Consider the following 24,290-nt stretch of genomic DNA (forward strand, 5'->3'; position numbering starts at 1 on the left):
CGGCGCTCCACGCCCGAAATTCCACGACATAGCGGTCCGTGGGCCTACCCCGGCCTCACGCCGATGCCGAAAGGTTCAGTAAGGGCTGACCGTGTCCAGCGCGTCGCGCAGCTCCGCCGCGGACATCGGCCGGGTCTCGGACAGCGCCTCGTCGACGAGCCTGGTCAGCCGCGTGGGCAGCCGGTCGTCGCGGGTGGCGAGCGGCACCGGTTGCTCGCGCATCACCACGCCGGCCGGGTCGCAGCCGTCGGGGAAGTCACGCGGGGTGCTGCCGGTCAGCATCCAGTAGAGCGTGGCCGCGGCCGCCCAGGTGTCCACCGCGGGCTCGGCATCCCGGTAGGCGAACAGCTGGGCGCGGGGCATGAAACCGAAGCTGCCGCCGTGCTCGCCGGTGCGGGTGTGCCCGGAGCGGCCGGCCAGCGCGAACGCCTTGGCCAGGCCGAAGTCGGCGATCCGCGGGGTGTCGCCGTCGAGCAGCACGTTGCGCGGCGTGATGTCGCGGTGCACGAGCCCGCGGGCGCTGCGCGTGGTGCCGTCCGCGAGCGGCACGTCCGGCAGCAGCGCCGTGCCGTGGGCGTAGGCGAGGCCGTCGAGCACGCCGCGGATCAGGCGGACCGCGCGCGCCGGCGTCTGGACGCCGAACTGCTGCAGGGTGCCGCCGGGACACCAGGCGCTGACGATGTGCGGGACCGGGTCGGCCGCGGACGCGCGGAACGCCACGATGTTCGGGTGGCGCAGCGCGCGGACGACGTGCAGCTCGCGCAGCATCCGCCGGTCCTGCTCGGGCGCGCCGACGTCGTGCAGGATCTTCACCGCCACCGGGACGCCGTCGTGGTCGCGCGCGAGGAAGACCGCGCCCTGCGCGCCGCGGCCGGCCTCGTGGCTGATGGTGAGGCCGGGCAGCGCGGCCGGGACGATCGCGACGCCGATCGTGGTGTCACCGAGCCGCAGGCGCGCGCCGTCGGTGATCGGCGGGTCGTCGTGCCGGGTGCCGTGCCGGCTGCCGAGGTCGCGGACCTCGACGTGGGGCGGGTCGATGGTGAGCAGGCAGTGCTCGCGGGAGACGCGGGGGTCGTCGAGGCGCAGGTCGCAGCGGGGGCCACGGCCGACGACGATCCGCCGGGGGCCGGTGACGGTGCGGCCCCACCGCCCGTCGACGGTGAGCAGGACCGCCCGGTCCACCTCAGTCGGCCTGCGCGACGTACAGCGGCGAGCCGAGCAGCACCGTGGTCCCGTCCGGCCCGTCGCCCTGCAGCAGGCGTTTCGCGATGAACTCCATGGTCTGCGGCACGCCGCGCAGCCCGGTGGTGGCCGCGTGGACCGCCGCGAGCGCGGCCGCCTCACCGTCCGGCGCGGGGTCGGCCTGCGGCGGCGTGATGCCCTTCAGCAGCGACGGCAGCATCGACCGGCTGAGCGACGTCTCCGGTGCCACCTCCGCGCCGGGCAGGCCGAAGACGTGCTTCCGGGAGCCGCCGAGCCCGACCACGGTCTTCCCGTCCTCGCCGCCGAGGTAGATCATCGGCAGGCCGTCCAGGCCGGTCATCGGGCCCCAGCGCATCGGCATCAGCCCCCACACGAACTGGCCGGGCTGGTCGACGGTGCCGAGGTCGCCGTGGTCGTGCAGCCAGCGCACGACACGCTCCAGCCGCTCGACCCGGTCGGCGCCGGCCCGGGGCTCCCCGGTCAGCCCGCCGCGGAGCACCTTCAGGTCGAAGCCGATCTCCCAGGTCCGCGACCGTGTGCTGCCGCGGTCCATCTGCGGGAGCAGCATCTCGACCATGCGGTCACTGATATAGACGAAATATCGGAATCCCATGTAATCACTCCATTGGAGGTCATCGAACCGACACCAGCGTATCCGGCAAGTCTGGAACACTCCGTCTACATTCGATCTCATGGGGGGCAACTGGATAATCGGAGAGACCGTCCTTGATCTCTATGAGGTGAAGGACGTCATCACCACCGGCGGCATGGGCACGGTCTACCGCGTCCATCACCTCGGCTGGGGAACCGATCTCGCGGTCAAGGCGCCGAAATCGATGACGCCCGAACGGATGGATCTCTTCCAGCACGAGGCGGAGGCCTGGGTCGGGCTCGGACTGCATCCGCACACCGTCAATTGCGCCTATGTCCGGCGGGACGGTGACGTACCACTGGTGTTCGCGGAATGGGTCGACGGCGGCACCCTCGACAAGGCGATCACCGACGGCCGCTTCTACACCGGCCCCGCACCGGTCCGGACGCTGCTCGACGTGACGATCCAGTTCGCCTGGGGGCTGCGGCACGCGCACGACTCCGGCCTGATCCACCAGGACATCAAGCCGTCCAACGTGCTCGTCACCGGCGACGGCACCGTCAAGGTCACCGACTTCGGCCTGGCCAGGGCGCGCGCGGCGGCCGCGGGCACACTCCCGGCGAGTCCCGGCACGACGCTGGCCGCCACCGGCGCCGGGCTGCACACCACCGAATACCGCTCGCCCGAGCAGGCGAGCCGTGCGGCCGCGCTCACCCGGGCCACGGACGTCTGGTCGTGGGCGCTGACCGTCTTCGAGCTGTTCGCCGGGCGCCGCACCACGCTCGAAGGCCAGCTCGCGGACGAGGTCTTCCGGCGCTGGCACGCGGAAGGGGCGCCGGGCATGCCGCCGAGCGTCGCCGGCCTGCTGCGCGAGTGCTTCACCCGGGACCCACGCAGCCGTACGGTCCGGATGGCCGACGCGATCGACGTGCTGATCCGCGCGTACGAGACCGAGGCCGGCGCACCGTACCCCCGTCGCGAACCGGTCGCGGCCACGCTCCGCGCGGACGAGCTCAACAACCGTGCACTGTCCCTGCTCGACCTCGACCGGCCCGGCGATGCGGAACGCACCTGGGACGAGGCGTTGCAGGTCGAGCCGTACCACCGCTACTCCGTCTACAACCGCGGCCTGCACCGCTGGCGGCGTGCCGAGGAGACGCCGGACCGGCTGGACGCCGACCTGGCCGCGGCCGCGGCGGCCCGGGGCGGCGACCCGGAGACCGCCCGGCTGCGCGCGACGATCCGCCTGGAAAGCGGCGACCCGGCAGCAGCGGCGCAGCTGCTCACCGGCGCGGACCCGCAGGCGTCCGCGGTCACGCCGGACGGCCGGCTCCTCGCCACCCTGACCGGCGGCACGGTCCAGGTCCACCGGGTCGGCGACGGGCAGCGGCTGTGCGGCTGGGGCGGTGCCACCGGCCTCGTCGCGATCAGCGCGGACGGCGCCGCGGTGGCCTGCACACGGCCCGGCGGAACCGTGACCGTGCACGACGCCGGGGACGGGACGCAACGGGCCCGCATCACGCCGCCCGCCGAACCGCGCGCGCTCGCGCTCAGCCCCGGTGGCGGCGTGCTGGCCGTGGCCTGCACGGACAGCTCGATCACCACCTGGGACACCGCGACCGGCACGCTGCGGCAGACGATGCAGCCGGGAATCCGGTTCGCGCGGGACGTCACCGGGCGGCTGCGGTTCGGCCCGAGCGGGCTCACCCTCGACTGGCTCGACCTGCTGCTGCTCCGGCGGCGCACGTGGGAGACCAGCACCGGGATCCTGTTCGACTCCGTCCCGTACGGGCGGGACTGCGGGCCCATGCCCCCGGAGGGACCGACAGGCCCGACCGGCACCCGGCACGACCCGGGCACCACGACCACGATCCTGCTCTCCTACCGCCTCACGCAGTCGCCCGACGACGAGGGCCCGGACGACGACGACCTCGCCGGGCTGCTGACCCGGCCGCTGCCGTCCTCCCTGCGCCTGGACCCGGACGGCGACCGGCTCGAGGCCGTCGGCATCGACGGGGCGTTCGCCCTGCTCTACGAGGACTACCTGTGGGATCTGCGTACCGCCCGCATGATCCGGCCAGGGGAGTCGGACACCGGCGCGGCCGTCCAGGGAGCGGCCGGGTGGGTCACGTGGGCCGACGGCGTCACCCGGTACTGGAGGGAGGTTCACACGGCCGGACCGGCCGCGTCGTGGGCGTATGCCCGCCCGCGCAGCGCGGAGACGGTCAGCACGGCCGCCACCGCGGTCCGGGAGGCGCTGGACAGCGCGAGCACCCGGACCGGCGCGGACGCGGCCGAGATCCTGCGCCCGGCCCGCACCGACCCGGGCCACCGGCGCGACCCCGAACTGCGGCGACTGTGGACGGAGGCGGGACGGCACGGCCACCCGGTCGCGCTGCTGGACGCCTGGCCGGTACGCGAGCTGCCGCTGTACGACACGACGACCGCGGTCCGCTCCAGCGGCTCCACCGTGGCCATGACCGCGGACGGACGCGCCGCGGTCACGCTCAGCCAGGGCGTGCTCCGCATCTGGGACGCGCGCGCCGGAACGTTCCAGACCTCGCCCGGCGAGCACGTGACCGCCTGCGCGCTCGTCCCGGCGACCGGCCTCCTGCTGTCCGCCGGCCGGGACGGCCCGCTGCGGGTGTGGGACGCCTTCACCGGGCGCTGTCTTCACGAGGCTCCGCTGCCCGGCGGCGAGGTCCAGTCGATGACCATCAGCGCGGACGGCAGGCTCGCCGTCCTCCGCGGCACGAACCGGGAGTGGGACCGCTACTGGCTCTACGACCCGGCCGCGCGGCAGCCGCTGCCCCTGCCCGCCGGCGCGCCGGACAGCGCGGTCGCGGCCGTGCCGGGCCCCGACGGCGACCTGCTGCTCCTCTGCGACCGGCAGCGGTCGTCCCGCCTCACCGTCTGGGACGTCCGCGGCGGCGGGCAGCGTCCCGGACCGGCCGGCTCCGTGGTCCCCACGCCGCTCGCGGTCTCCGGCGACGGGAAGACCGCGCTGCTGCTGGAGTGGGGCAACCGCACGGCCTGGACGTCGGACCTCGGCACCGGCGCGCTGCGGCACCGGCTCAGCGGGCACACCGAGGCGATCCGCCTGGCCCTCTTCACCGCGGACGGGCGCACCGTGTGCACGGCCGGACAGGACACCGCCGTCCGGGTCTGGGACAACGAGACCGGCGCGCTCCGGCACGTCCTCGACGGGCACATCAACCCGGACCCCGGCATGACGGCCACCGGAGTCGACACACTCACGCTCGTCGGTGGCGGCCGCTTCCTGGCCTCGACCGGCGTGGACGGCGTCATCCGGATCTGGGACCTCGGCACCGGCACGATCGTGACCACGCTGGGCGCGGGCCGGCACGCGGCCGCGTCCGGCGACGACGGCCGGCTCCTGCTCGTCGTGGACGGCGGCGTGGCCCGCCTGTGGGAGCTGGACTGGGACTTCGACTTCCCGGAAGGGGGCACCCGATGACGGTCCTGGCGTGCAACGGCACCGGCTGCGACCGGCTGATCTCCGTCTCCCAGGTGCCCGGCGGAAACGCGGTCGCGCGCCGGTCACCGGAGGGATGGTCCCGTACGCACACCAACTGCACCTGCTGCGGCCGCACCTACTGCGACCGGTGCACGGCCGCGCTCGTCCCGGCCCGGACCTGCCCGGTGTGCGACGAGCCGGTCACCGCCGACGAGGACCGGGAGAGCGCCGCCCGGATCGCCCCGGCCAAGGTCTCGCACCACCGCGGACTGCGCGACCTGCAGGACGGCCGCGCCACCGAGGCACTCGCCGCCTTCGACGAGGCGGTCCGGGCGGACTTCCGCCACCCCGAGTCCCACTTCGGCCGGGGCGTCGCGCTGCTGCGGCTCGGGCGGGATCGGGAGGCGCTCGACGCGTTCCTCACCGAGGCCCGCCACGAGCCCGCGTTCGCCGACGCGCACTTCGAGGCCGGCCGGATCCTGGAGCACCTGGGACGGACGGCCGAGGCCACGGCCGCCTACGAGCGGGCACTGCGCGCCTACCCCGGGCATCTCCCCGCGGCCGCCGCCCGGATGACGCTGCTGCTCGCGGCCGGCGACCATCCGCGCGTCGTCGACATCGGCGAGACCGCGCTGCGGGCGACCGACGGATCGGACCTCACCGGGCTGCCCGAGGTCCACGCCCGGCTCGGCGAGGCGCTGCTGCGCCTGCACCGCGACGCGCGGGCACTGTCCATGCTGGAGATCGCGTCCGGCATCGGCCGGGACAGCGCCGCGCTCCACCGCCTGCGCGCCGCCGCACTCCACCGCCTGCACCGCGACGACGAGGCCGACCTCGCCGAGCGGCTCGCGCACCGGCTCGACACCTAGGGAGGACCACCATGCCCCTCTTCCGGCGCAAGCGCGTCCCGGCCGCCCGGACCCTGGTCGAGGCCGAGCTCTACCTGATGCTGCACCCGTGCGCGTGCGGCGCGATCGACCCGCCCGCCGCCTCGCAGCGCCCGGAGGGACTCTGGTTCGACGGCCCGTGCCCGCTGTGCGGGAAGCGATCGACGCGCGAGCCGTTCGGGATCGCGCTGGACGCGCCCGGCTTCGGCACCACCTGGGAGACGTTCTACGGCGGCCCGGAGCCGTCCACGCTGATCGACGCCGGGGAGTGGCTGGGCACCGCGGGCCGGTACGCGAGCATCGCCATCCCGGCGAAGGGCGTCATGGACACGCAGTACATCGAGCGCATCACGCAGGCCACCGCACAGGTCACCGAGTACCTCAAGTTCATCCCCGGCACCGGCGACTGGACCGAGCCGCCGTCCAGCGCCTATTGGACGGCGCAGGGACGGGCAGCCGCGAAGGCCGAGCCCACCCATGGCCGGCTGCTCAAACAGGCCTACCGGTACGGCCTGTCCGAGGACCTGATGGAGCGCGGCGGTGGCAGGTTCCGCGGCGTGCGGATCGAAGGGACGTTCACCAGGCCGTACCGGTAGGGCCTGTAACGCCGGTCACCCCCGGTGAACTCCGGGCACGGGCGGACGGCGAGCTGCGCACGGTCGGCATGTTCGACGATCCGGACCTGTTCTTCGCGCTGCGCGGCTCCAAGGGCAACCTGGGCGTCGTCACCGCGGTCGAGTTCTCGCTCTTCCCGATCACCCACGTGTACGGCGGCGGCCTCTGGTTCCCCGGCGAGCGCGTCGCCGAACTGCTTCCGGTCTGGCGCGACTGGGCGCGCACGCGCTCGACCGGGCGCCTGCCGCGGCGGACGCCGTACCCTCGCGGGGTCTGCCTTTCCAGCTCTTCGCCTTCGGGGTGGGTCCGGCCGAGGCCGCGCCCGCCAACCGCGCGGAACTGGCCGCGTTGATCGAGGGCCTGCGGCCGTGGGCGCACGAGCGGTCGATGGTCAATTTCATCTCGCCGGACGAGGGCCTGACCGCCACGGCACTGCGGGCGATCTACGGCGCCGCGCTCTACGACCGGATCGCCGACGTCAAACAGAAGTACGACCCATCGAACATGTTCCGTCACAACCACACCATCGTGGCTCTTTAATTCGTCACACACCGTCATTATTGGGGGCGCGAATAAACCCGCGCCCCCACTGGATTGCGTTGTTCTTGTAGGGTCTGCCCGGCCGGTATGGCATCGAAAACCGGCAATCATCCGGTCACACCGAGTGATGGAGGACGTGTGGGTAGACGAAGACTGCTGGCGCTCGTACCGGCGCTGGCGATCGTCACGGGATGCTCGCTCCCCTCAGGCGAAGAGGCGCAGACGCCCACGCTCGAGGCGCCCGACACCGTGCTGACCACGGTGCAGCCGACCCGGCAGGACCTCACCAACGCGATCAGCCTCACCGGCAAGGTCTCCATCGACCCGGTGTTCGGCATCGTCTCACCGGTCTCCGGCGAGATCCGCTGGGCCAGCCGGCAGCCGACCGGGCTGCCCGCCGAGGAAGAGCTCTGGGTCGCCAGCATCTGGAAGGACGGCGAGCCACACGCGGTCAACGTGCCGATCGGCGCGATCTACGCCGGCCGCCTCGCCGCGGACAAGACCAAGGTCACCGAGGGGATGCCGGTCGTCTCCGCCAAGCACTCCGGGTACGCGATCGTCGCGGAGATCTCCAGCGAGCACGCCTACCGGCTCACCGACTCCGTGGAGAGCGTCAAGGCCCAGATCAAGAACGGGCCCGGCCCGTTCGACTGCAAGCCGCTCGGCGCGATCGCGGCGCTGCCCGCCGGCACCGTCCCGGCCGCGCCCGAGCCGACCGGCACCCCCGACCCCGCGGAGCCGCAGAACCCTGGCGGTGGCGGCTCCGAGGCCACCGGCCTGCGCCTGGTCTGCACCGCGCCGAACGACGTCAAGCTCATCAACGGCGTCGAGGTCACGCTCGAGATGGTCACCGCCAAGGCCGCCGGCGTGCTGGTCCTCCCGGTCGAGGCCGTCGCGGGCAGCCAGGGCAAGGGCAAGGTCGACCTCGTCGACGCGAACCGGCAGCGCACCACCGTCGACGTCGAGCTCGGCCTGACCGACGGCAAGGTCGTCGAGATCAAGTCCGGGCTCAAGGGCGACGAGACCGTCGCCATCCCCGGCCCCAACCTGCCGGACGCGCCACCACAGGACGCCGGCGGCGGCAGCGGCGCACCCGGGCTGGTGGGGGTGGGCGGGTGACCGCGCTCATCGAGCTCAACGGCATCACCAAGACGCTCAAGGGCCAGGAACAGCGGCGCACCATCCTGCACGGCGTGGACCTGCGCGTCGAAGCCGGCGAAAGCCTCGCCATCGTCGGCCGGTCCGGCTCCGGCAAGAGCACGCTGCTGAGCATCCTCGGCCTGTTCGACCGGCCCGACCAGGGCAGCTACCTGCTCGACGGCCAGGAGATCGGCAAACTCGCCGAACGCCGCGCCGCGAAACTGCGCAGCTCCCACTTCGGCTTCGTGTTCCAGCGCTTCTTCCTGCTCAAACACCTCAGCGCCGCGCAGAACGTGGCGATGGCACTGGTCAACGGCCAGGGCTGGCTCCCCCGCCGCGAGCGCCGCCGCCGTGTGCTCGCCGCGCTCGACCAGGTCGGCATCGCCCACCTGGCCAAGAACCGGCCCGCCAAGATGTCCGGCGGCGAGCAGCAGCGCGTCGCCATCGCCCGCGCGCTGGTCCGCGAGCCCCGCATCCTGCTCGCCGACGAGCCGACCGGCGCGCTCGACACCGAGACCGGCACCTCCGTCATCGAGACGCTGCTCGGCGCCACCACCCGCGGCTGCGCGCTCGTCCTCGTCACCCACGACCGCGACCACGCGGCCCGGATGGGCCGCATCCACGACCTCACCGACGGCGTGCTGACCCAGCGGGTGCGCGCGTGAGACGGTTCTCCGGGCGCAACCGCTCCGCGCTCATCATCGGCCTGCAGGGCATCCGCGCCCGGAAACTGCGCACGCTGCTCTCCATGGTCAGCCTCTTCCTCGGCATCCTCGCGGTCGTCGCGGTCCAGGCCGGCGCCAGCATCGCCGAACGGGCACTGCTCGCGGACATCGAACTCACCGCAGGATTCGACGGCACCCGCGTCGCGGACCTCTACGGCGGCCCGCCGGAGAGCGTCGACATCGTCGTGGACACCGTCACCGGGCGCGCGGACGCGGTCGCGCTGGTGCAGGTGCAGGCCACCATCGGCGAGGCCGGCGTCAGCCCGATCCAGATGGGCCCGAGCGGCAGCTACGAGGACGCGAAGACCGAGGGGCCGGCCGACTACTGCAACACGATGACCGAGGCCGCACCCGTCTGCCCGCCGATCGGCAAGGCCATCTCGGTGCAGCTCAACGCGGTCACCGGCGACGTGCGGACATTCCGGCCGTACCGGCACGTCAGCGGCGAATGGCTGACGTTCGGCACCGTGCCCGCGATGGCGCCGCGGATCGTGCTCAACAAGGAGGCCGCGGTCGCGTTCGGGCTCTACCAGGTCCCGGCCGCGATGCGGATCGACGGCGCGGTCGCCACGAACAGCATCACGCCGCAGTTCATCGGCGTGGTCGACGACGGGCAGGGCTGGCCGCAGGCGTACGTGCGAATGGACGAGCTGACCGCCTGGACCACCACCGCAAACGCGGGCATGCAGGTGCTGCTGGCCGGACAGACGCCGGTCGAACAGGTGCTGACCTCCAAGCTGCGCGCCAAGAACGTGCCCTTCGATCCGTACGAGGTCCAGTCCCGCGAGGACTTCAAGGAGCAGATCAGCCTGATGCGGCTGCTGTTCCTCGGCCTGTCCGGATTCGTCCTGCTGATCGGCGTCGCCGGCGTGCTCAACGTCGGCCTGGCCACGGTCGGCGAACGGGTGGAGGAGTTCGCGCTGCGCCGGGCCGTGGGCACGCCACGCGCGCTGCTGGCCGGAATCGTACTGGCGGAGACACTGCTGACCGGATTACTGACGGCGGCCGCGGCGATCGGGTTCGCGGCGGGGGCGCTGAAGGTCGCGGTGCTGGTGATGGGGGACGGTGATCCGTTCCTGGCCGGGCTGGAGTTCCCGTGGCAGGCGGCGGTGGCCGGGATCGTGGCGGGGTTGATCGCGGGGGTACTGGGCGGGTTCGTACCAGCGATCCGAGCAGCCCGGATCCCTATCGCGACGGTCATGCGGGCCTGATGATCTAGCTATTATTCGCTTCTTGTTCTCGGTGAAGGGCCCCCGGAGTCGTCCGGGGGCCCTTCACCGTTCGCGGGCGTTGCCCGGCAGTGGTCCTGTCACTTCTTACAAAAGATCAAGATCTGGGGCATTTCCCGCTTCCGGCGTGGTGCGGCAGCGTTGCTCCCGCGGGCAAACCTCGCTGCGCGGCAAGACTCCGCTGGCGCTCCGCTTGCCGCTTCGCGTCGGAGCCGGTTTCGTCGTGGTCGGGGGAAGAGCGACGCGATTCCCGGCGTGGTTGCGGTGAGCGAGGCGCGGTCCAGTGCCGCCTTTGTCGCCGGGGCGGGCGCGCCGGAGTCGCGGTCCAGCGCCGCCTTGTCGCGGGGGCGGGCGCTGTCGCGCCCGAAATTTCGGTAGATAGTGCACTTGCGGAGCGGCGCGTGCCGAGGTCGGCCTGCCGTGGCGCGTGACGGTTGCCGCACGCGCTTGAGCGTCCTAGGGGGCTGGGCCAATCGCTGTGGCGCTTCTCTCTGGTGCTTGAAAGGACAACTATCTGCTTACATGATCGTCGTGAAGGGCGCACATCGGCAGCCCGGCACAACTGCTCCTCAGGAAGACGAAACCCATGACGAAGATTGGCATCATCCTCGGTAGTACCCGTCCCGGCCGGAACGGCGAGGCCGTCGCGAAGTGGGTGCTTGAGCTGGCGCAGCAGCACGGTGGCGCGGAGTTCGAGCTGGTGGATCTGCTCGACTACAAGTTGCCGCACCTCGATGAGGTGGCGCCTGCGTCGTTCGGGCAGTACCAGCAGGAGCACACCAAGCTCTGGGCCGAGAAGGTGGCCTCGTTCGACGGGTACATCTTCGTGACGCCGGAGTACAACCATGCGCCGTCCGGCGCGCTGAAGAACGCGATCGACTTCGTCTACGGGGAGTGGAACAACAAGGCGGCGGGGTTCGTGTCCTACGGCGGCTCGGCGGGTGGCACCCGGGCGGTGGAGCACCTGCGCCTGATCATGGGTGAGCTGCAGGTCGCGGACGTACGCGCGCAGGTGGCGCTGTCGATCGTCACCGACTTCGAGAACTACAGCGTCTTCAAGCCTGCCGGACACCACGAGGCGAACGTCAAGACGCTGCTCGACCAGGTCATCGCCTGGTCCGGCGCGCTGGCCACGGTTCGCGCGGCCGCCTGAGAGGCAGGGCTCCTGAATCGCGGCGCGCGCGGGCCGTTCCCAGCCGGATCGCGCGCGCCGTCCCTGCCCGGGTACCGTCGTGGCGATGGAGACGACCGATGCCACGCTCGTCGCGGACGCGCGCGAGGGTGACGCGGCCGCCTTCGCGGCGCTGGCCCAGCGGCACCTGGCCGGGATGCGGGCGACCGCGATCGCACTGCTCGGCTATACCGACGACGCGGACGACGCTGTTCAGGACGCGCTGCTCACGGCGCTGCGGCAGATCACCGGCCTGCGTGATCCGGAGGCGGCCGGGCCGTGGCTGAAGGCGATCGTCCGCAACAACTGCCGCATGCGGCTGCGATCCGTGCGCCGGGCCACGCCGGTGGCCGACCCCGAACCGCTGCTGCCCGCCGGTGGGCCGCGCCCGGACGAGGCGTTGGACCGGGCCGCGGAGCGCGACTGGGTGTGGCACGCGCTCGGCACGCTGTCCGAGCCGGTGCGTGAGGCGATGCTGCTGCGGTACTTCACGGACTACTCGTCGTACCAGCGGATCGCGGACGTCTGCGGGGTGCCGGTCGGCACCGTGCGCAGCCGCCTCCGTGACGGCCGGCGGGCCCTGACCGCGACGCTGCGGGCCACCGCGGAGTCGTACCCCGATGCAAGGGTTTCTGTTTCTGCCCGCGCCGAGGCCGAGGCGACGCTGGCGGCCGGGAGCCGCGGCGACCACGCCGACCTGTTCGGTGGCCGGTTCCGGAATGCGGTGCTGACGCTGGAGGGCCGGCCGATCGGCGGGGCGCGGGCGCTGGCCGGGATGATGGACTACACGTACGGTGCGGGCGTGCAGGTGCGGCTGCGGGAGGCCGTGGCCGGCGCCGGCACCATGGTCTGGGAGACCGAGTTCGTGAACCCGCCGGACGACCCCGAGCACTGCCCGCCCGGCATGGTCTGGCTGCACGCGCTGCACGAGGGCCGGGTGCGCACGCTGAAGATGGCCTACGCGCGCGCCGCCTGAGAGACGCGGGTCACACGCACTTTCCCCGGTCCCGTGCATCCCGTCCGTGAACCTACGGAAGGGAAACCGTTCTCATGACCCACCCTGCGCCCGAGCAGCTGCCCGACCTGCTGCGGTCCGCGATCGAGAAGTACCGCGACGAGGCCGAGGACATCGGCGGCCTCCCGGACGACCTGCTCGACGCGCTGCGCACGGCCGGCGCGTTCCGCCTCTACACCCCGCGCGAGCTGGGCGGTTTCGAGGCGCCGCCCGCGGTCGCGCTGGACGTGCTGGAACGCCTCGGCCGGCTCGACGGGCCCACCGCCTGGATCGTCTGGAACCTCAACATGGGCTTCATCGCCGGCCAGATCGACGAGGACGGCGTCGCACGCATCTGGCAGGACCCCGATCCGCTGATCGCCAACTCGGGCTCCCCCGGCGGCATGCTGCCGGTCGACGGCGGCTTCCGGCTGACCGGCACCTGGAAGATCGTCAGCGGCGCGCCGATGGCCGACTGGTTCGTGCTGGCCGGCATGACGCCCGCCTCGGCCGAGTCGTCCGGCGAGGGCTGGGGTGCCGGCCTGTTCCTGTGTGTCGTGCCGCGTGCGGACGTCCGGATCCTCGACACCTGGGACGTGGCCGGTATGCGGGCCTCCGCCTCGCACAGCGTGGTCGCGGACAACGTGTTCGTCCCGGCCGGCATGGCCGTCGACTTCTTCGCGCCCAACCGTCTCGACGACCGTCCCGCCTACCGCCACTCGTCCGTTGCGCTGGTCTACCCCGGCTGCGCCGCGGTGCTGATCGGGATGGCCCAGGGCGCGATCGACGAGCTGGTGGCGCCGGCCCGGTCGAAGTCCACGATGGATGGTTCTCCGCCGGCCGCCCGGGAGCACGTCCAGACCGCCGTCGGCCGCGCGACCGCCGAGGTGGCGGCCGCGCGCGGGCTCCTGCTCGAGACCGCCCGCGACCTCGACCGTGCCGTGACCGCCGGCCGCCCGGCCACCGACCTGCAGCGGGCCGCGCTCCGCGGTGCCATCTGCCACGTCACCGACGTCTCCCGGACCGTGCTCACCTCGATGTACGAGCTGGGCAGCTCCACGCCGCTCTACCGCGCCAACCGCCTCGGCCGGATCTTCCGCGACGGCATGGCCGCGGCCCAGGCCGCCAACCTGGCGACCACCCAGTACTCCCTGGCCGGCCGCATCGTGCTCGGCCAGCCCGCGAACGTGCCGTTCATCTGACGTCTCCCGGTGGCCGTGCCCGCGGGCGCGGCCACCGCCGTCACGAGATCTTCCCGCCGACGGCCGTGCGGCCGTCCGGCGTGCCGACGAACTCGACGGTCACGCCGTCGCGCACCCGGTCGCCGAGCACGCCCGCGATCGCCTCGGTGACGCCGGACGCGAGCGCCGCGATCATCTCCGGACGCGCGAACGCCGCCTCCTTGATCCCGAACGTCACGCTCGGCGCCGGCGCGACCGCGGTCACGCCGCCGATCCCCCACCGTGACGCGACCACACCGTGCAGCCGCACGACCGCGATCTCCCGCGCCCACGGCCCGTACACCTCCACCACCGCGTCCGTCAGCCCGGCGATGAGCGCCGCCTCGTTTCCCGCCAGGTCGGACTCGAGCACGTCCACGCGCAGATGAGGCATTACAATCTCCTTTGACAACAAATTAGCTTTGTAAGCAAAGATAAACAGGGGGCTGTCCGATGTCAACGGACGACGAAGTCCGCGAACTGCTGACGCTGATGCCGCGCATCATCGGCCGGATCAAGCGCATCGAGATCCCGGAGGCGCTCCGCGAGCTCGACCTCGCCCCGCGCCACCTCTCACTGCTCTCGATGCTGCTGCTCGACGGCCCGCAGACCGTCTCCGAGCTGGCCGCGTCGCTCCACGTCGCGCCCACCACGGTCAGCCTGCTCGTCGGCGACCTGAGCCGGAAGGACGTGCTGGCCCGCCGCGAGGACGAGACCGACCGCCGCCGCCGGATCGTCGACATCAGCGACACCCACCGCGCCGCGATCACCGCGTGGCTCGCGCGCGGCGGCCAGGCCTGGCGGGTGGCGCTCGATCCACTCTCGCCGGACGAGCGGCGGACGTTCGTGGACACGATGCTGCGGTACGAGAGCGCATTCACCGACTGAGGGCTTATGGTGCTGCGATGAGCCGCACTGTGCTGGTCACCGGAACATCCTCAGGCATTGGAAGAGCTACGGCGGAACTGCTGGCCACCCGCGGATACCGCGTGTTCGGTACCAGCCGCAAGCCCGGCGGCGCCGAGATCCCCGGCGTGGAGACGCTGCCGCTGGACCTGGCGGATCCGGACTCGGTCGAGACGCTGGCCGGCACGCTCGCCACCGTGGACGTGCTGGTCAACAACGCGGGCGAGAGCCAGTCCGCACCGTTCGAGGAGGTGCCGGGCGACTGGCTGCGGCGCCTGTTCGAGACCAACGTGTTCGGCCCCGTGCGGCTCGCGCAGCTGGCGCTGCCCGGAATGCGGGAACGCGGATACGGCCGGATCGTCATGGTCGGGTCGATGCAGACGTCGTTCCCGGTAGCCTACCGGTCCGCCTACACCGCCTCGAAGGCCGCGATCACGGCATTCAGCAACGCGGCCCGGCACGAGTTCTCCCCGTTCGGCGTGTGGCTGACCACGGTCGACCCGGGCTCGATCGCCACCGGCATCACCGAACGCCGCACCATCCACATCGCCCCGGACTCCCCGCACCGCCGCGACTTCGACACCATGCTCGCCGCCCTCAACCGCGACGAACGCGCCGGCACCCCACCGTCCCGCGTCGCCACCACCATCCTCAAGGCCATCGAGTCCGACCGCCCGCACCCCCGATACGCGATCGGCAGCCGGGCCCCCTTCCTCTTCACCGTCCGCTGGCTCACCCCCGCCACCCTGATGGAAAAAATCATCCACCGCCGCTACAACCTCAACCGCTAGATCAACCCCCAAAACCTTTCTTCCCACGTCGCGGGTGGTTGCGGTCCGCACGCTCCCGCGGGCACCGGTCGTCGCTGGCGCTCCTCCCTGCCGGTCCCGCCGCTGGTCCCGAAAACCCCGCCCGGCCACCCCAGAGCCCACCCCGCTTCGACGGCATCCGCCCTCAGCCCACCCGTCGGTCACTATTTCCCGATATTTCGGTGCTCCCCGCCCTCCCCGCGCCACACCTCCGCAGTCCTCGCCCGAAATTTCAGCATTTATCAGCGCCACCGCAGCCGATCGATCAGGGGAAATGAAAGATCAACCGTCGAATGTACGGGAGAGTCGTTATTCGCCCCTCAAAACGCCTCTCCCGTACATTCGACGGCCGCCCTTGCGGCCCCCATCGGTAGATCACACACAGCCCCACCAGAAAAACGCCGATATTTCGGGCGCACAGCCCCGCACCGCAGCCCCGACTGCAGCTCGCACGCTTCCGCCAGGGCCATCTCACAGTCTGGATGCCCCGCACCGCAGCCCCGGCTGCAGCCCTGGCACGACGGCAGCCCCGCCCGCCCTTTCCGCATTCCGAGATCATCATTCCAATGCCCGGGACCCAAGATCCTTGCGTCTATGGCGACCCTCTCCCGGGGGCCGAAAGGGCCACCAAAGACGCAAAGATCTTGAACAGCCCCGACACCCGCCCGCCGGCGGGTTTCTGTCTTTATGCGCAAGCACCCACACAGGTGACCGCCAGGCCGCACGAAACCCAGCCACCCACGGGTGTGGGGCATCGCAGTTGACGTTGCCATTACACCGCCCCGGCGTCGGAGGCTCCCGCCGGAGGCAAAAACGCAACCAGCCCACCCGTCGCAACCAATAACACGAAATATCGGGCGCGCCAGCGCCCGCCCCCGCGACAAGACGGCACTGGACCCGCGATCCCGTCGCGCCCACACCCGCGACGGAGACGGCACCGGACCACGCCTCGCTCACCGCGACCACGCCGGAACTCGCGTAGCTCTTCCCGACCACGACGAACCCGGCTCCGACGCGAAGCGGCAAGCGGAGCGCCAGCGGAGTCTTGCCGCGCAGCGAGGTTTGCCCGCGGGAGCAACGCTGCCGGACCACCCCGGAAGCGGGAAAATGCCCCAGATCTTGATCTGGGTCTGCCGCCTCCCCACCGGCGCGCCTACCGCCGGCGATCCACGGATCAGGCCATCGCGCCAGCGGGCTCGGGGTCTGGGGTCGCCCCCAGGAAAACTCAAGCGCCCGCGGGAGCAAACGGACCGCCACCACGCCGGAAGCGGGAGATGCAGTCAGATCTTGAACTCTATTGCTGCCGCACGTGTGATTCCGCAGGTCGCGCGCGGGCGCAGTGGTCATGCGGAGCCGCAAATATAGCGTTCGTATAAGCGCCGTGACCGACGATCGGGGGACAACCGAATCGGTGCGACACGGGGCGTATCCGCATCGGTTGCGCGGAGACGAGCGCCGCCCGGGGTGAGGGGGACCCGGGCGGCGTGTCGGCGTGTCCGGAAACGGCCGGTAGAGCGGAATCGGCGATAGTCTGGCCTCGATGCCAGCCTCACGTCCGCGTTTCCGGATCCTGGGCGGCGTAGAGCTGTGGCTCGGCGACGCGCAGGCCGCGCTGCCGCGCCCGCGGCACCGGGCCGTGCTCGGATATCTGCTGCTCAACGCGGGTCGCGTGGTGACCGTGACGGCGCTGACGGAGGCGATGTGGGGTGGCGCGGCGCCGGCTACGGCCCGGTCCCAGTTGCAGGCGGACATCTCCGCGATCCGGCGGGCCGGTGTCGGCGCGCTGCAGCTGACCACGCGCGCCGGCGGATACGTGCTGGCCGCGGGGCCGGACGAGCTCGACTATCTGCGGTTCACCACGCTGACCGCGCGGTCGCGTGGTGCGCCCGCGGCCGAGCGTGTGCCGATGCTGCGCGAGGCGCTGGCGCTGTGGCACGGTCCGGCGCTGGCGGACGCGGCGGGGGCCTATGTGGATACCGCCCGCCTGCAGCTCGGCGAGGAGCGGCTCGCGGCCTGCGAGGATCTCTACGAGGCGGAGCTGGAGCTGGGCCGGCACCGGGAGATCGTGCCGGACCTGACCCGGGCCGCGCGTGACGCGCCGACCCGGGAGCGGCTGTGGATCGCGCTGATGCTGGCGCTGCACCGGTGCGGGCGCCGGGCCGATGCGCTCGCGGCCGGCCGGGAGTCGCGCCGGTTCCTCGCGGACGAGCACGGTCTCGAGCCGGGCGCGGCGTTCCTGGAGACGGAGCGGATGATCCTCCGCGAGGACGAGTCGGTGCCGGATCCGGTCGGGCCTGCGCTGCTGCCGCCGGACATCGTGGACTTCACCGGCCGGTCCGCCGAGGTGGCCCGGCTGGAGGCCGCGCTCACGCCGGTCGGGCGGCCGCTGCCGGTCGTGACGATCACCGGCATGGGCGGCGTCGGCAAGAGCACGCTCGCGGTGCACGCGGCACATCGCGCGCTCGCCGACTATCCGGGCGGGCAGCTGTACGCGACGCTGCGCGGCACCGAGCCGCAGCCGGTCGAGCCGGGTGACGTGCTGGCCCGGTTCCTGCGCGCGCTGGGCGTGGACGAGCGCGCGATCCCGATCGACCTGACCGAGCGCGCGGACGCGTACCGGTCGAGGATGGCCGGCCGGCGCGTGCTGGTGCTGCTGGACGACGCCGCGGACGAGGCGCAGATCCGCCCGCTGCTGCCCGGCGACGGCTCCTGCACCGTGCTGGTCACCAGCCGCGCCGGGCTCGACGGCCTGGAGGGTGCGCGCCGCGTGCAGCTCGGCGTGTTCACCGACGAGGACGCGGCCGCGCTGCTCGGCAGCGTCGCCGCGCCGCAGCGGCTGGCCCGGGAGCCGGCCGAGAGCGCCACCATTCTGCGGTTGTGCGGGCGGCTGCCGCTGGCGGTCCGGATCGCGGGCGCGCGCCTGCGGTCCCGCCCGGCGTGGCCGATGGCCCGGCTCGCGACCGCGCTGCGCGACGAGCAGCGCCGCCTGGACCACCTGGTCGCCGGCGATCTCGCGGTGCGCACGTCGATCGCGTCCAGTTATCGGGCGATCGGCGAGGACGGCCGGCGCCTCGCGCGGCGGCTCAGCCTGTTCACGCTGCCGGACTTCCCGTCCTGGCTGGCCGCCGCCGTGCTCGCCGTGCCCGTGACCGTGGCCGAGGATCTGCTCGAACGGCTCGTCGACGCGCACCTGCTGCTCGACGCCGGCACGGACAAGACCGGGGCCGGCCGCTACCACTTCCACGACCTGGTCCGGCTCTACCTGCGCGAGCGTGCGGAGGACGAAGAGCCGCACGAGGGTACGGAGGTGCTGCGCGCCGGCTTCGGAGCCTACCTCTGGCTCGCGCGCCGGATGGCCACGCTCATCCCCGGCCCCTGCTACGCCGCGATCCACGGCGAGTTCCCGCTGGTCCCGGTCGAGGGCCTGGACGACGCGGATCCGATCGACTGGTTCGCGGCCGAGCGTACGTCGCTGCTGGCCGTGGTCCGGCACGCGTGCGACGCCGGGGAGATCGAGGCCGCGTTCGACCTGGCCGGGTGCATGGAGAAGTACTTCGACATCCGTGGCGTCTACATCGACTGGCGGTCCACCAGCGACTACGTGCTGGCGGCCTGCCGCGCGGCCGGGCACCGGCTCGGTGAGGCCGTCATGCTGCGCGGCATCTCCGAGCTCGCGGCCTGGCACGAGGTCGACCACCCCGGCGCTGCGATGGACCGCCTGCTCAGCGACGCGGAGGGGACCGCGGAGCTGTTCGCGCAGGTCGGGCACGGTCCGGGCAGGTCCGACGCGGCCGTGATGGTCGCCTGGGCGCTCGCGGCCAAGGGAGACTATCCGCCGGCCATCGCGCACGCGGCCGAGGCGATCCGGCTGGCCGAGGAGCATGATCACCTCGGCGGGCAGGCCCGTGCGCACGTGGCGAGCGCGGTCGCGTACGGCGAGTCGCTGCAGCTGGAGGTCGCGGAGAAGCATCTGACCACCGCGCTGCGCGTGGCCCGTGAGCTCGGCAACCAGCGGTACGTCGCCACCGTCCTGCAGTTCATCGGCGTGCTGCACACCCGCGCCGGCCGGGTCGGCACCGCGATCGTCGCGCTCGACGAGTCGCTGCGTGTGCTGCGCCGCTACCAGGACCGGTATGCCGAGGTGCTCACCATGCTCACGCTGGCCCGCGCCCATCTGCCCGCGCCGGCGTCCCGCGGATACGCCACCGAGGCGCTGACCATAGCCCGCGAGTACAACCTCCCCCACCACACCGCGGACGCGCTCGGCGTGCTCGGCGCCGTCGAACTGGCCGACGGCAACCACCGCCGCGCGATCGACCACCTCTCCGCCTCCATCCGCCTGTGGCGGCAGCGCGGCTGGGGCGCCTTCCTCGCCGACGCCCTCCGCACGCTCGGCGACGCTCAGGCCCCGGTCGACCCCGAGGCCGCCATCACCGCCTGGACCGAGTCCCGCGACATCTACGCCTCCCTGGGTCACTCCCCTCGCACGGCCGAACTGGACGCGCTGATCGCGGGCCTGGTCGCCTGCCGCTGACCGGCACCACGTGATGGATCTGTGAAGGTCCCGCGCTGATCCCGCGCATGCCGGGTCCGAAAGGCCACCGTCACGCCTATAACAGCAGCGTGAGGACTTTCAGGAGCACGTATGCCGTCGCCGCCGCGCTGCTGGCCGCGGCCGTTGTCGCCGTCGCCACCGATCGGCTGCCCGTCTTCGGCGCGGAGGAGATGGTACCGGTCGCGGTCAGCCGGGAGGATCTGTTCGCGCTGCCGGACCTCTCCGCGTACGGCGAGGTGCAGGTCGTCGAGGAGCCGCACGTCCGCGAGGTGGCCGGCGGCGAGGTGAACGGCCTGGCGCTCCCGGTGGTGGACGCGCTGCCGCGCGGCGTGACCGGCGAGCCGATCTTCCACGCCGGCGACCGGGCCACGCTGCTGTTCACGCTCGACGCGCCGGACGACGCGGCCCTGGACGGCAGCCGGTTCCGGCTCACGGCCGGGCCCGGCGTCGCGGCGGTGTGGGCGGAGGACCGGGGTGTGCCGGCGCTGTTCGTCGGGCGGGCCGTCGCGCCCGCGGCACACGCGGAGTCCGGTGCGGACTTCGTGGTCGCGCGGGACTACCTGGTGTCCCGGGCGGGGGTGCCCGAGGGGATGCTGCGGCAGTTCGCCGGCGACGGCACCACGCTCCCGTCACCCATTGGCGGTGGGCGGCTGACCAGCACGCCCGCGGACGTGAACGGCGCATCGGCCACGCTCCTCACGTCGCGGGACGGCGTGCTCGCGGCCGTGGTCTGGGTCCGCGACGGCCTGGTCACGGTCGTCGCCGGCTCGCTCACCGCAGACGAGGTCCTGACCGTGGCCCGGCAGCTCCGATGACCGCCGGCCCCGCGGCCGGCCCGCAGCAGACGGCCGGGGAAACCACCGCGCAGAGCCCCGCCGTCTGGGCCGGCAACCTGAAGAAGCGCTACCGCCGCCGGATCGCCGTCGACGGTGTCTCGTTCATCGTCCGCCGTGGCGAGGTCGTCGGGCTGCTCGGTCCGAACGGCGCCGGCAAGACCACCGTGATCAAGATGCTGCTCGGCCTGGTACGCCCGGACGCCGGCGAGACCATGCTCCTCGGCCGCCCCGCCGTCGACCCTCGCGCACGGGCGCGGGTCGGCTACCTGCCCGAACTGTTCCGCTACCAGCCGTGGCTGACCGCGCAGGAGGTGCTGACGCTGCACGCCCGGCTCGCCGGCGTCCCCGCGGACCGGGACGTCCTGGAGGCGGTCGGTCTCGCGGACCGCGCCGGGGACCGGGTCGGCGGCTTCTCCAAGGGGATGCAGCAGCGCCTCGGCCTGGCCGTCGCGCTGGCCGCCCGGCCCGAGCTGGTCGTCCTGGACGAGCCGACCAGCGCGCTCGACCCGATCGGCCGCGCCGACGTACGCGACCTGCTGCTCGCGCTCAGACAGCGCAACGTCGCCGTGCTGCTCAACTCGCACCTGATCGGCGAGGTCGAACGCGTCTGCGACCGCGTGGTCATCCTGGACAGGGGCAAGGTCGCCGCGTCCGGCACGCTGGCCGAGCTGCTCGGCGGCCGGCAGCTGCGCCTCCATCTGGACGGCGTGGGCCCGGAAGCGGCCGCCCGCCTCGGCGCCGAGGCGGCCCGCGACGGGGAGTGGTGGACGATCGCGCTACCGGACGACGTACCCACCCTGGTTTCTGATCTTGTTTCTCTGGGTGTGCGCGTGTCCGCGGTGGAGCCCGGCCGGGTCAGCCTGGAGGACCGCCTGCTCACCATCCTGCGGGAGGCCCGATGACCACCGTGTTCACCGTCGCCGCGCTGACGCTGCGGGAGGCGGCACGGCGGCGGGTGCTGCGCTCGCTGGCCGTGCTGACCGTGCTGCTGCTGGCGCTCAGCGCGTGGGGTTTCTCGCGCATCGACGCCGAGTTCGGCGGCCTGACCAGCGGCGAGTCCCGTCTGGTGGCCGCGCTGGTGCTGAACCTGGTGATGTTCGGGCTGAGCCTGATCGCCGCGCTCGGCACCGCGTTCCTGGCCGGGCCGACGCTGGCCGGTGAGACCGAGTCCGGGATCGCGCTCGCCGTGCTCGCGCGGCCGGTCCGTCGCAGGTCCGTGCTGCTCGGCAAGTGGCTGGGGCTGGTGGTGTTCGGCAGTGGTTTCGTGGCGGTCGCCGGATCCGCGCAGTTGATGATCACGTGGGTGACGACCGGGTACTGGCCGCCGGCGCCGCTGACCGGGCTCGCACTGCTGGCGGCTCAGGCGATCGCGCTGCTCACGCTCGGGTTGCTGCTGTCGACCGCGGTGTCGCCGATGGCGTCGGGGATCGTCGCGGTCGGCCTGTTCGGCGCGACGTGGATCGCGGGCGTGATCGGCGGTTTCGGCGGCGCGCTCGGGAACGACAGCATCCGCCGCATCGGGACGGTGGCGCATGCGCTGCTCCCGACGGACGGGCTGTGGCGCGGGGCGATGCATGCGTTCCAGGATCCGACGTTGATCGCCGGGTTCAGCGAGGCTTTCAAGGGCCATCCGTTTCTCAGCGCGACGCCGCTGAGCGGGGTCTATCTGGTGTGGTCCGGGGTGTGGGTGGTGATCATGCTTTCGATGGCTGTCGCGGCTTTCCAGCACAAAGACCTTTAAGAGCATTTCCGCGGGTACGGGAGGAGCTTCCCGGCCTCCCGGCCGTGCGGAGCGGGACGCACCGTTCGGGACGGGGGCGCGACGGCTCGACGCGCGTCGCGGCGCTTCGGAGTGCCCGTCGATCCCGGCAGCTCCGGGCCTCCACGCCGAAAGGTCAGTCGTGGGGGCGGCTTTGGGCCAGCAAGCCGTCGATCAGCACGCGGAGTTTCCAGGCGGCGCGGTCGCCGCCGACGAGGTGGGCGCGGAGCGCGTGGATGGAGGGGAACGTGTCCGGCGGGAGCGCGTCGTAGACAGCGCGCAGGCGGGCGCCGGTCGCCTCGGCCAGCGCGGTCGGTGACGCGGCGCGGGGATCGGCCGGCCCGGTCGGTGAGGGCGCGTGGTGGTCGGGTGCCGTGGTGGGCGGAGGCGTGGCGGCGGTGCGCTGGTCGCGGTGGCGGGCGGCCAGTTCCAGGGCGGAGGAGGTGATGTGGGCGTCGAGGAGGTCGGCGGCCCAGGCGCAGGCGGCGTCGTCCAGGGCGGCGGTGCGGAGCAGCGTGAGGATGGCCTCGGTGAGGCGGAGCGCGTGGGGGCCGGTGGGGACGTCGGCGAAGGTGACCGAGGCCAGGTCGTCGTGGCGGCCCAGGGACTCGATGGCGCGGGTGACCAGCAGTTCGAGGCGGGGGCGCCAGGGGCCGGTGGTGGGGATCTCGACGTCGGCCAGCGCCAGGTCGTAGGCGGCGGCCATCAGTTCGGTGCGGTCGGCGATGTAGACGTAGAGCGACGCGGGACCGGTGTCGAGGGCCTGGGCGACCCGTCGCATGCTCACGGCGGCGAAGCCGAGCTCGTCGACCAGCGCGAGCGTGGTGGCGACGATGGCGGCGCGGCTGAGCGGCGGCTTGGCGGGGCGGGTGCGTGGCGTGTCGGTCCTCACCGGGCCAGGCTACTTGACGAACGGCGTTCGTAACGAGCATTGTTCGTAACGAACAGCGTTCGTCAGTGCGGGCAGAGGGAGCCACCATGAACGTCGTCGTCATCGGCGCCGCCGGGCGCACCGGGCGGCTCATCGTCGCCGAGGCGGGCCGCGCCGGCCATCGCGTGACCGCCGCGGTGCGTACCCCCGGTGGATTCGACGGGGTCAGGGAAGTGCGCGCGGACGCGTCGGAGGAAGGCGGGCTGAACGAGGCGCTCGCGGGACAGGACGTGGTGATCAGCGCGATCGGGCCGGCGGGGCGGAAGGCGCACGGGCTCTACTCGGGGGCGGCACGGGCGATCGTCGCAGCGGCACCGCGGGGACGCGTCATCGGGATCACCTCCAGTGGCGTGCGGGCGGATGATCCGCACTTCTCGGCGGCCTACCGGTGGCTGGTGCGGCCGATCGTGCGGGAGCAGTACGCGGACATGGCCGAGATGGAGCGGATCGTCGGGGAGAGCGCGCCGGACTGGACGTTCGTCCGGCCGGGGCGCCTGCTCGACACCCCGGCGACCGGCGCCTATCGCGTCGGGGACGGCGGCACGCCGGCCGGCGGGTGGCAGATCACCCGGGCCGATCTGGCGGCGTTCATCGTGGCGGAGTTGACGGAGCGCCGCTGGTCACGCCGTTTTCCGACGATTGCTCACTGACGTCAGGGGCGCCGACTGGGTCAACTTTGAGGCCGTGCTAGCTTCCCCGT

At 72.6% G+C, this 24,290-nt stretch carries 22 protein-coding genes; 18 read left to right on the forward strand and 4 right to left on the reverse strand.

The features are described 5' to 3' along the window. Nucleotides 1–75: 75 nt before the first annotated feature. Entirely contained in the window at nt 76–1,182 is a 1,107-nt protein-coding gene (locus OP04_RS24355; protein WP_051798846.1) for an FHA domain-containing serine/threonine-protein kinase, read from the reverse strand. Nucleotide 1,183: 1 nt separating this feature from the next. After that, the gene (locus OP04_RS24360) at nt 1,184–1,816 is read right to left on the reverse strand and encodes a DUF7019 family protein (RefSeq protein ID WP_033342107.1); all 633 of its coding nucleotides are present in this window, start codon (nt 1,814–1,816) and stop codon (nt 1,184–1,186) included. A gap of 79 nt (nt 1,817–1,895) precedes the next feature. Here OP04_RS24360 and OP04_RS24365 point away from each other — a divergent pair, with 79 nt between their 5' ends. The 11 genes from OP04_RS24365 to OP04_RS24415 all read left to right on the forward strand — a co-directional run bounded on the left by OP04_RS24365 (nt 1,896) and on the right by OP04_RS24415 (nt 13,776). After that, on the forward strand, nt 1,896–5,273 hold the full coding sequence (locus OP04_RS24365; RefSeq protein WP_085066718.1) for a serine/threonine-protein kinase: 3,378 nt from the start codon (nt 1,896–1,898) through the stop codon (nt 5,271–5,273). Further along, complete coding sequence (locus tag OP04_RS24370) at nt 5,270–6,142, forward strand: tetratricopeptide repeat protein (protein ID WP_033342109.1); 873 nt, start codon at nt 5,270–5,272, stop codon at nt 6,140–6,142. The genes OP04_RS24365 and OP04_RS24370 overlap by 4 nt, the downstream gene beginning before the upstream one ends. A gap of 11 nt (nt 6,143–6,153) precedes the next feature. Further along, nucleotides 6,154–6,756 (forward strand): hypothetical protein, encoded by a 603-nt coding sequence (locus tag OP04_RS50060; protein ID WP_051798848.1) that lies wholly within the window; start codon nt 6,154–6,156, stop codon nt 6,754–6,756. A 68-nt stretch (nt 6,757–6,824) separates the two neighbouring features. After that, the gene (locus OP04_RS24380) at nt 6,825–7,127 is read left to right on the forward strand and encodes a hypothetical protein (protein WP_033342110.1); all 303 of its coding nucleotides are present in this window, start codon (nt 6,825–6,827) and stop codon (nt 7,125–7,127) included. A 35-nt stretch (nt 7,128–7,162) separates the two neighbouring features. Further along, on the forward strand, nt 7,163–7,315 hold the full coding sequence (locus OP04_RS53570; protein WP_157240263.1) for a BBE domain-containing protein: 153 nt from the start codon (nt 7,163–7,165) through the stop codon (nt 7,313–7,315). Nucleotides 7,316–7,453: 138 nt separating this feature from the next. Next, complete coding sequence (locus OP04_RS24390; RefSeq protein WP_232323723.1) at nt 7,454–8,434, forward strand: efflux RND transporter periplasmic adaptor subunit; 981 nt, start codon at nt 7,454–7,456, stop codon at nt 8,432–8,434. Then, nucleotides 8,431–9,120: an ABC transporter ATP-binding protein gene (locus OP04_RS24395; RefSeq protein ID WP_033342112.1), complete on the forward strand. Its 690-nt coding sequence runs from the start codon at nt 8,431–8,433 to the stop codon at nt 9,118–9,120. Before OP04_RS24390 ends, OP04_RS24395 begins: the two co-directional genes overlap by 4 nt. Then, nucleotides 9,117–10,391, forward strand: a complete 1,275-nt coding sequence (locus OP04_RS24400; RefSeq protein WP_033342113.1) for an ABC transporter permease — start codon at nt 9,117–9,119, stop codon at nt 10,389–10,391. The genes OP04_RS24395 and OP04_RS24400 overlap by 4 nt, the downstream gene beginning before the upstream one ends. Nucleotides 10,392–10,995: 604 nt before the next feature. Continuing rightward, on the forward strand, nt 10,996–11,562 hold the full coding sequence (locus OP04_RS24405) for an NADPH-dependent FMN reductase (RefSeq protein WP_033342114.1): 567 nt from the start codon (nt 10,996–10,998) through the stop codon (nt 11,560–11,562). A gap of 85 nt (nt 11,563–11,647) precedes the next feature. Then, complete coding sequence (locus tag OP04_RS24410) at nt 11,648–12,556, forward strand: RNA polymerase sigma factor (protein WP_033342190.1); 909 nt, start codon at nt 11,648–11,650, stop codon at nt 12,554–12,556. 74 nt (nt 12,557–12,630) lie between these two features. Then, nucleotides 12,631–13,776, forward strand: coding sequence for an acyl-CoA dehydrogenase family protein (locus tag OP04_RS24415; RefSeq protein ID WP_033342115.1), 1,146 nt, complete (start codon nt 12,631–12,633; stop codon nt 13,774–13,776). 40 nt (nt 13,777–13,816) lie between these two features. Here the strand turns inward: OP04_RS24415 and OP04_RS24420 are convergent, their stop codons facing one another. After that, a complete protein-coding gene (locus OP04_RS24420; RefSeq protein ID WP_033342116.1) occupies nt 13,817–14,188 on the reverse strand; it encodes a tautomerase family protein in 372 nt (123 codons plus the stop codon). 59 nt (nt 14,189–14,247) lie between these two features. On the opposite strand from OP04_RS24420, the gene OP04_RS24425 reads away from it, so the two are divergent. The 6 genes from OP04_RS24425 to OP04_RS24450 all read left to right on the forward strand — a co-directional run bounded on the left by OP04_RS24425 (nt 14,248) and on the right by OP04_RS24450 (nt 22,641). Continuing rightward, nucleotides 14,248–14,682, forward strand: a complete 435-nt coding sequence (locus tag OP04_RS24425) for a MarR family winged helix-turn-helix transcriptional regulator (protein WP_033342117.1) — start codon at nt 14,248–14,250, stop codon at nt 14,680–14,682. 17 nt (nt 14,683–14,699) lie between these two features. Beyond that, nucleotides 14,700–15,491, forward strand: coding sequence for an SDR family oxidoreductase (locus tag OP04_RS56505; protein ID WP_033342118.1), 792 nt, complete (start codon nt 14,700–14,702; stop codon nt 15,489–15,491). Nucleotides 15,492–17,049: 1,558 nt separating this feature from the next. Continuing rightward, nucleotides 17,050–20,043 carry an AfsR/SARP family transcriptional regulator gene (locus OP04_RS24435; RefSeq protein WP_051798851.1) on the forward strand — a complete coding sequence of 998 codons (2,994 nt, stop codon included), beginning with the start codon at nt 17,050–17,052 and terminating at the stop codon, nt 20,041–20,043. A gap of 89 nt (nt 20,044–20,132) precedes the next feature. After that, nucleotides 20,133–20,879, forward strand: a complete 747-nt coding sequence (locus OP04_RS24440) for a hypothetical protein (RefSeq protein WP_157240265.1) — start codon at nt 20,133–20,135, stop codon at nt 20,877–20,879. Then, nucleotides 20,876–21,802 carry an ABC transporter ATP-binding protein gene (locus OP04_RS24445; protein ID WP_051798856.1) on the forward strand — a complete coding sequence of 309 codons (927 nt, stop codon included), beginning with the start codon at nt 20,876–20,878 and terminating at the stop codon, nt 21,800–21,802. Before OP04_RS24440 ends, OP04_RS24445 begins: the two co-directional genes overlap by 4 nt. After that, on the forward strand, nt 21,799–22,641 hold the full coding sequence (locus OP04_RS24450; RefSeq protein ID WP_033342119.1) for an ABC transporter permease: 843 nt from the start codon (nt 21,799–21,801) through the stop codon (nt 22,639–22,641). Before OP04_RS24445 ends, OP04_RS24450 begins: the two co-directional genes overlap by 4 nt. A 154-nt stretch (nt 22,642–22,795) precedes the next feature. Here OP04_RS24450 and OP04_RS24455 read toward each other — a convergent pair whose 3' ends face one another. Continuing rightward, nucleotides 22,796–23,551: a TetR/AcrR family transcriptional regulator gene (locus OP04_RS24455; RefSeq protein ID WP_033342120.1), complete on the reverse strand. Its 756-nt coding sequence runs from the start codon at nt 23,549–23,551 to the stop codon at nt 22,796–22,798. Between the two features lie 86 nt (nt 23,552–23,637). On the opposite strand from OP04_RS24455, the gene OP04_RS24460 reads away from it, so the two are divergent. Then, nucleotides 23,638–24,240 (forward strand): NAD(P)-dependent oxidoreductase, encoded by a 603-nt coding sequence (locus tag OP04_RS24460; protein ID WP_033342121.1) that lies wholly within the window; start codon nt 23,638–23,640, stop codon nt 24,238–24,240. Nucleotides 24,241–24,290 lie beyond the last annotated feature (50 nt).

This window comes from Catenuloplanes japonicus (genome assembly GCF_000717135.1).
Classification (GTDB): Bacteria; Actinomycetota; Actinomycetes; order Mycobacteriales; family Micromonosporaceae; genus Catenuloplanes; species Catenuloplanes japonicus.

Coding starts and splice junctions, on each gene's coding strand:
- OP04_RS24360 (WP_033342107.1), bottom strand. CDS start 1,816: ATGGGATTCCGATATTTCGTCTATATCAGTGACCGCATGGTCGAGATG.
- OP04_RS24365 (WP_085066718.1), top strand. CDS start 1,896: ATGGGGGGCAACTGGATAATCGGAGAGACCGTCCTTGATCTCTATGAG.
- OP04_RS24370 (WP_033342109.1), top strand. CDS start 5,270: ATGACGGTCCTGGCGTGCAACGGCACCGGCTGCGACCGGCTGATCTCC.
- OP04_RS50060 (WP_051798848.1), top strand. CDS start 6,154: ATGCCCCTCTTCCGGCGCAAGCGCGTCCCGGCCGCCCGGACCCTGGTC.
- OP04_RS24380 (WP_033342110.1), top strand. CDS start 6,825: ATGTTCGACGATCCGGACCTGTTCTTCGCGCTGCGCGGCTCCAAGGGC.
- OP04_RS53570 (WP_157240263.1), top strand. CDS start 7,163: ATGGTCAATTTCATCTCGCCGGACGAGGGCCTGACCGCCACGGCACTG.
- OP04_RS24405 (WP_033342114.1), top strand. CDS start 10,996: ATGACGAAGATTGGCATCATCCTCGGTAGTACCCGTCCCGGCCGGAAC.
- OP04_RS24410 (WP_033342190.1), top strand. CDS start 11,648: ATGGAGACGACCGATGCCACGCTCGTCGCGGACGCGCGCGAGGGTGAC.
- OP04_RS24415 (WP_033342115.1), top strand. CDS start 12,631: ATGACCCACCCTGCGCCCGAGCAGCTGCCCGACCTGCTGCGGTCCGCG.
- OP04_RS24420 (WP_033342116.1), bottom strand. CDS start 14,188: ATGCCTCATCTGCGCGTGGACGTGCTCGAGTCCGACCTGGCGGGAAAC.
- OP04_RS24425 (WP_033342117.1), top strand. CDS start 14,248: ATGTCAACGGACGACGAAGTCCGCGAACTGCTGACGCTGATGCCGCGC.
- OP04_RS56505 (WP_033342118.1), top strand. CDS start 14,700: ATGAGCCGCACTGTGCTGGTCACCGGAACATCCTCAGGCATTGGAAGA.
- OP04_RS24435 (WP_051798851.1), top strand. CDS start 17,050: ATGCCAGCCTCACGTCCGCGTTTCCGGATCCTGGGCGGCGTAGAGCTG.
- OP04_RS24445 (WP_051798856.1), top strand. CDS start 20,876: ATGACCGCCGGCCCCGCGGCCGGCCCGCAGCAGACGGCCGGGGAAACC.
- OP04_RS24450 (WP_033342119.1), top strand. CDS start 21,799: ATGACCACCGTGTTCACCGTCGCCGCGCTGACGCTGCGGGAGGCGGCA.
- OP04_RS24460 (WP_033342121.1), top strand. CDS start 23,638: ATGAACGTCGTCGTCATCGGCGCCGCCGGGCGCACCGGGCGGCTCATC.